Below are 4268 nucleotides of genomic sequence, written 5' to 3'. Positions count from 1 at the left end.
CCAAATCTATTTTCCTTTTTAAAAGAATTGGTATTATAAATATAAAAAGAAAGTTTACTTAGACAATTAAACATTTTTAATAATATCATAATTATCCATCATATGTACATATTATTTATTCTTCTATCTTTTTCTGTTACCAAAAACATCAAAATTTTTCCTTAATGCTTTCTCTGTAGGAAAGATAGAAAATAATAAGAAAACAGCTTGTATAATACAAAGGATTCCACCATACATTCCTACAACATCTGCATCTTTGCCAAGCAGAAACAACATTACTATCACTGTTGGAACAATCATAATTAAACCAAGTTTTACCCATAATTCCCCACAATATTTGTGGGCAAATTCCCAAGTATACTTATTTTTCATGGACATAGACGTTCTATATCCAAAAACCTTATTGATTTCTTTTGGTGGATTTTTTATAAAGAGCTTTCCTAACCCAACCGTTGTTAATGGAATCAACAAAACACAAATAAACATAAAAATCCAAAATCCCATTTTTACCTCACTCCCCAATCTCTGATTTTAAAAATCGTTTATACCGTAATGATAAAGTTATGACGTTTTATAAGAGTATAAATAATTACCAAAAGAGAAAATATAATATTCCCTATAAACGGTTGATTCTGATAAAGAGTTACCTGCTTTATACTAATAAACAAGAAAATTATAGAATACAAAATCATGGTCCAATAACCCCATTTTCTCAATTTTAAATATCCATAAGCCATTATTAATGAAAATAATGCAACAGATATCCTTACTACTAATTCAGGCAAAAAAGGAATTCCAAACCTTTCATTAAATCCGATATCTTGATGTGTTCCTAAAGTTAAAAATAAAACAATTGCTCCAAAAATATAAAAATATCCAATAACTGAAATGCCAAGTGGTCTTTTCAACCAAAATCACCTCTCCCTTTGTTCTATTATTAATTATACATGAATAACAAATAATTTATATATATTTTTTATATTTTTTACATAAATAACACATCATTCCATTTTAATAACCTTCTTTTCTTTATGTCTAAACCTTAAAAATATATAAAGGCTAATTATTAATAAAACTGAACTTACTGCTAAGCCTGCTTCTGGGACAAAATATGTTCCTGATAGTAAACCTTCTCTTATTTTAAAATTAATAGATACATTATACTTAAACAAACTATTTAGAAACAAAATTCTTTGTGTAAGGTTCCAAGTTAAATGAAATCCTACTGCCATCATTAATGATTCTGTTTTAATTGTTATAACTGAAAGTAATATACCTATGATACTTGCATTTATAAGTCCTATCCAAAAATAATAGCTTGATGAATACTCAAAAAAATGTATGCTTCCGAAAATTGCCGCAGATATGATTATAGATTTTGTCATACTAAATTTTTTGAGTAATTTTTGTAATATATATCCTCTAAATAATGATTCTTCAAATAAAGCTACAGCCAAAAATCCAATACCATAAATCAAAAACAATAATAAGGATTTTTTCAAAGTACTACTTTCATAACTATATGTGCCTTCACCAAATAAATAAACAATCAGCGTATAAATCAAGAATCCAATTATGCCAATGATAATTCCTTCTAAAAGTAATTTCAGTCCTCTTTTATCAACATGAATCAAAAAATCTTTTATCCCTTCTTTATGTACTATCTTTCTTATTAGTAAAACAACCAAAAAGAGTATAAAGTTAGAAATCCCTATGGAAATAGCATTTGAATACATTAACTTCTCCCCCATCAAAATATTTATTTTTTTTTGGAACATTATTTATGTATGGGACTGCCCCCCCTAATTTTGTACATTATCGTGAAATTTTGTGAGTTTTTATAGAATCACGCAGATTTTCATCTTTATACACGGTCTGCCCTTGACATCGAGCCTCTGCAAAGCTTTCAAATTCATTAATGCCTAAACATCCATCTCCTAAAATTCTATGATACGACTCTTTATAGGCATTCATATTAGGGGTTTTATAAGGTATTCTTTCATACTCGACCTCAAGACTTTCACATGATGTTTCAAAAACTTCACTTTTGAACTGTGGTCCATTATCAGATCGCACAACAGGTTTACTCTCAACTCCATAAACATCACGCTTTAAAATAAAAGAGCTATCTTAAAAGTTCTTGAAGCATCTTCTCCTGTACAGCTTAGCCCTTTGTGATATGAAATAATATTTCTATTACCAAAATCAATTTTATCTATCACATCTATTCCTTAAACTTTTTTGTAACGGCACTATATTGTCGCAGTTTATTATGTCTTTTAACGTCTAAGCATTCAAGCCGCCTTAACCCCTTAGCCAAACTTGGTCTAGGGGTTAAGGCGGCTTGAATGCTTTGTTAGTTGCAGTTCCATCTTCACGTTATTTTGATTTATCAAACTTCCCAATTCTCATGTAAATAGTTTTTCTTTATATATTGCTCATTAAAAGAATGATGTAAATTTATTAAATCATCTACTTAATTCGATTCAGAATTGGATGACCTTCTTTCAGTTCTACTAAATCCCACAGATTCCCATACAAATCCTTAAATACAGCAACAATTCCATAAGATTGTTCTTTTGGCTCTCTCACAAATTCTATACCCTTTGAAATCATTTCATTATAATCTCTCCAAAAGTCATCAGTGCTTAAAAATAGAAAAACTCTACCACCTGACTGATTACCTATAAATTCCTCTTGTTCAGGTTTAGATGCCCTTGCAAGTAATATGGTAGTTCCGACTGAACCAGGTGGTGATATTACTACCCAGCGCTTATCTTGTTCAGGCTGATATGTGTCTTCAATTAATGTAAAATTGAGCTTCTTCGTATAAAATTCTATTGCCTCATCATAATCTTTTATAACTAAAGCTATATGTATAATTGATTGAACCATTATCTAAACTCCTCTTAATTTTGGATTTTTTTATTCAATCCATATTTTCTATTTTAATTTCTTCACCATAACATTTTACTATTATAACAAAACTTTCTTAGAAATTGCAACTAACGTTTTGTATTTGAGACGCCATTCAGCCTTGTTAAGTGGCGAAATAGTGTGTTGTAAATTACTACGAAAGCTTGCCCCTCTCCAGCACGAATGGCCATTCATTGTTATAAGTAGTCATCAGATATCAGTTAATTTTTATGCGTAAACATAACTCCTATATTGATAATTTTTCTTTTATTGCATACAATATAAGTATACAATATATTCTTCAAAGGAGTTGAAATCTTATGCCCCAAGTAGTTAAAAATTATACGTTTTCTTTACCTATAGAATTACTTGATAGATTAAAAAATTATTCAAATGATGGCTATGTTTCTTCAGTTAATTCAGCAGTCAAAGAAGCTATTGAGTTATATGTTAAAAGTGTAGAAAAACAAAAACTTTATAAAGAAATGCAAGCTGCTGCACAAGACCCATTATTCATGTCAGATATTCAAGATGTAATGAATGACTTTTCTTATACTGATTTTGAAGCTATAAAGGAGACTGATAAATAATGGATTATCAATGGAATATATTCTGGGCAGATTTAAATCCTGTTAAAGGTTCTGAACAAGCTGGAATAAGGCCTGTATTAGTTGTATCTGAAGAAGCTGTAAACCAAGCCCTCCCTATAGTTACAGTATTGTGTATCACCTCACTCAAACCAGGAAGAAAAATATATCCAATTGAAGTGATGCTTACTCCTGAAGATTCACATTTACCTCAGTCTTCAATAGTAATGGCCCATCAAGTTAGATCAATATCAAAAGATAGACTTACTGGAAAATGTGGTTACATTGATAATGATGTATGCAAAGAAAAAATTAAAAATGTTATAAGGCTCTACCTTGACCTCCTATAATCTTTTTGCGTAGTTAATACCTTCATTATCTGATAATTGCGTATAACGTTTACGCATTGCAGACGTTTCAATAGCTTAACCAAGCTTGGCTTAGCTATTGAAATGTGTGCTAGCTTACCCCAAAGCTTGACCTTAACCAGCACGAACTGCCATGCTTTGTTATGCGACATATATATTCATATATGTATATTTTGGGTTTGCACCGTTAAAAATAATAAGGCTTTTCAGCCTTATCTTTTATGTCTCATTATCCATTCATATATATTGTTTTCGTTAAACTTTCCTTCAGCTATACCCAATCCTAAGTTTATTAATTCTTCTTGAGTATAGTTCAATTCTATGTTGTTAGTTTTACATAATAAAATCATTATTGCTACACCAATTCTTTTATTCCCATCAATAAAACCGTGATTGC

At 29.9% G+C, this 4268-nt stretch carries 8 protein-coding genes; 2 read left to right on the top strand and 6 right to left on the bottom strand.

The window, feature by feature from the left end; translation table 11 throughout:
• Nucleotides 1–123: 123 nt before the first annotated feature.
• From Q428_RS13430 to Q428_RS13410, 5 genes are all read right to left on the bottom strand, one after another.
• Nucleotides 124–504, bottom strand: coding sequence for an SdpI family protein (locus tag Q428_RS13430; protein WP_035381781.1), 381 nt, complete (start codon nt 502–504; stop codon nt 124–126).
• 38 nt (nt 505–542) lie between these two features.
• Nucleotides 543–908 carry a hypothetical protein gene (locus tag Q428_RS13425; protein ID WP_035381779.1) on the bottom strand — a complete coding sequence of 122 codons (366 nt, stop codon included), beginning with the start codon at nt 906–908 and terminating at the stop codon, nt 543–545.
• Nucleotides 909–1001: 93 nt separating this feature from the next.
• Nucleotides 1002–1736 (bottom strand): CPBP family intramembrane glutamic endopeptidase, encoded by a 735-nt coding sequence (locus Q428_RS13420; RefSeq protein ID WP_161633635.1) that lies wholly within the window; start codon nt 1734–1736, stop codon nt 1002–1004.
• 79 nt (nt 1737–1815) lie between these two features.
• The gene (locus Q428_RS14720; RefSeq protein WP_051515185.1) at nt 1816–2076 is read right to left on the bottom strand and encodes a hypothetical protein; all 261 of its coding nucleotides are present in this window, start codon (nt 2074–2076) and stop codon (nt 1816–1818) included.
• 396 nt (nt 2077–2472) lie between these two features.
• Nucleotides 2473–2895 carry a VOC family protein gene (locus tag Q428_RS13410; RefSeq protein WP_035381774.1) on the bottom strand — a complete coding sequence of 141 codons (423 nt, stop codon included), beginning with the start codon at nt 2893–2895 and terminating at the stop codon, nt 2473–2475.
• Between the two features lie 341 nt (nt 2896–3236).
• On the opposite strand from Q428_RS13410, the gene Q428_RS13405 reads away from it, so the two are divergent.
• Both Q428_RS13405 and Q428_RS13400 read left to right on the top strand, forming a co-directional pair.
• The gene (locus Q428_RS13405) at nt 3237–3506 is read left to right on the top strand and encodes a ribbon-helix-helix domain-containing protein (RefSeq protein ID WP_035381772.1); all 270 of its coding nucleotides are present in this window, start codon (nt 3237–3239) and stop codon (nt 3504–3506) included.
• A complete protein-coding gene (locus Q428_RS13400) occupies nt 3506–3853 on the top strand; it encodes a type II toxin-antitoxin system PemK/MazF family toxin (protein WP_035381770.1) in 348 nt (115 codons plus the stop codon). Before Q428_RS13405 ends, Q428_RS13400 begins: the two co-directional genes overlap by 1 nt.
• 230 nt (nt 3854–4083) lie before the next feature.
• Here the strand turns inward: Q428_RS13400 and Q428_RS13395 are convergent.
• Nucleotides 4084–4268: type II toxin-antitoxin system death-on-curing family toxin (locus Q428_RS13395; RefSeq protein WP_035381768.1), on the bottom strand; the 185-nt coding region annotated here is incomplete at its 5' end.

The organism is Fervidicella metallireducens AeB, assembly GCF_000601455.1.
In the GTDB taxonomy this organism is placed as follows: domain Bacteria; phylum Bacillota; class Clostridia; order Clostridiales; family Caloramatoraceae; genus Fervidicella; species Fervidicella metallireducens.
This window is presented reverse-complemented; position numbering and strand designations above follow the sequence as displayed.